Source organism: Rhizobacter sp. P3_C12 (genome assembly GCF_056402735.1).
Genome location: NZ_JBFUGW010000534.1, coordinates 1 through 1,894 on the forward strand (window position 1 = coordinate 1; position 1,894 = coordinate 1,894).

Annotated in this window: 1 protein-coding gene; it reads left to right on the forward strand. The window is 72.8% G+C overall.

Annotated elements, in window-relative coordinates; genetic code table 11:
- Positions 1–1,894 (forward strand): GGDEF domain-containing protein (locus tag AC1DXV_RS34215; protein ID WP_477937993.1); only part of this gene is annotated, 1,894 nt, incomplete at both ends.

Below are 1,894 nucleotides of genomic sequence, written 5' to 3' on the forward strand. Positions count from 1 at the left end.
CAATCCATGCTGCCGTCGCGCTCGCTGATCTGCCTCCTGCTCGTGCTGACGAGCCTGTCGCCCGTGCAGGCGCAGGCGGCCGTGCCCGACACGCCGGCGCGCGCGATGCTCGAGCGCAGCCGCGCCGCGATGCGCAGCGACCCCGAGCAGGGCCGCAAGCTGGCCGAGCAGGCGCTGGCCGACCTGGAGCAGGCCGGCGCCGCGGCCGACCCCGATTCGCTGGTGCTGGCCCACTGGCTGCTGTGCGACTACCACTCCGAGCGCGACCGCGCCGCCGCCGAAGCGCACCTCGGCCAGGCCCGCGCGCTGCTGCCACGTGCGCCGCGCCTGCGTGCCAGCCTGCTCGGCTGCGAGGGCGACCTGCGCGAACTGGCCGGCGACAGCGTGCAGGCGATGGCCCTGTTCGAGCAGTCGGTCGCGGTCGCCGAGCAGATGCACGAAGACGAGCAGCGCGCCGACGGCCTGTACCACCGCGGCTACCTGCGCGGCGTGCGCGGCGAGTTCGCCAACGGCCTGTTCGACCTGCGCCTGGCCAACCAGCTGTACGAGCGGCTGGGCATGCCGCAACAGGCGCTGACCTCGCTGAACGCGATCGCGATCCTCTACAACCGCATGGGCGACTACAGCCAGGCGCGCTACTACTTCGAGGCGGCGCTGCGCGCGCAGCAGGCCGCCGGGCTGCGCCGCGAGCAGGCCGTCACGCAGCACAACCTTGGCCGGGCGCTCGAGAACCTGAAGGACTGGGACGCCGCGCAGCACGCCTTCGAGACGGTTCTGGCGCTGAGCCGCGAGCTTGCCTACCCGCGCGGCGAGGCCTACGCGCTGCGCGGGCTGGCCAGCGTGCGCAACGCACGGGGCGATGCGGTGGGCGCGCTCGCCTTGCTCGCCCAGGCGAGCGAGCTGCAGCACCGCACGCCCGACGAGCGCCTGCGTGCCCAGGTGCTGCTGCAACGCGGCATCGCGATGCGCCTGCTGCGCCGCCCGGGCGATGCGGTGGTGGCGCTGGGCGAGGCGCAGAAGGTGTTTGCCACCGCCGATTCGCGCGCCGAGCTGGCCACCACCTACGGCGAGCTGGCGGCGACGCTGTCCGACCAGGGCGACTGGCGCGGTGCCTTCGAGCAGCAGCAGAAGTACAAGGCCGTCTCCGACGAACTGCTGCATCGCCAGCTCGACCAGCGCTTCGCGACGCTGAAGGTCGAGTTCGACAGCGCCGCGAAGGACAAGGAGAACCAGCTGCTGATGCGCGAGAAGGCGGCCACCGAGCGTGCGCTCGACCAGGAGCGCCGCGCCAGCGCGTTGCGCGCGGTGGTGATCGCGCTGGCCGCGCTGCTGGTGGTGGTGATGGGGGTGCTGGTCTGGCGCCATCGCCGCACCAGCCACCGCATGCAGGACCTCGCGATGACCGACGAGCTCACGCACCTGCCGAACCGCCGCCACGTGCTGGGCACGCTGCAGGCGATGCTGGCGGACGGCCGGGCCTGCGCGCTGCTGATCGTCGACCTCGATTTCTTCAAGATGATCAACGACGAGCACGGCCACCTGGTCGGCGACGACATCCTGCGCGCGATCGCCACCGTGCTGCGCGACGGCGGGCGCGAGCCGGTCGAGCTGGGCCGGCTGGGCGGCGAGGAGTTCATCGTCGTGCTGCCCGAGGTCGACATCGACACCGCGATCGCCGCGGCCGAGCGGCTGCGGATGAAGGTGGCCGGGCTCGACGTGTCGCGCTGGCTGCCCGACCGCAACATCACGATCAGCATCGGCATCACGCTCGCCGAGAGCGGCGACACCGTCAGCAGCGTGCTGCGGCGTGCCGACGAGGCGCTCTACGAAGCCAAGCGCGGCGGTCGCAACCGCTGCGTGGCGCGCATCGGCGGCGCCGCGGGCGTTCCGGTGG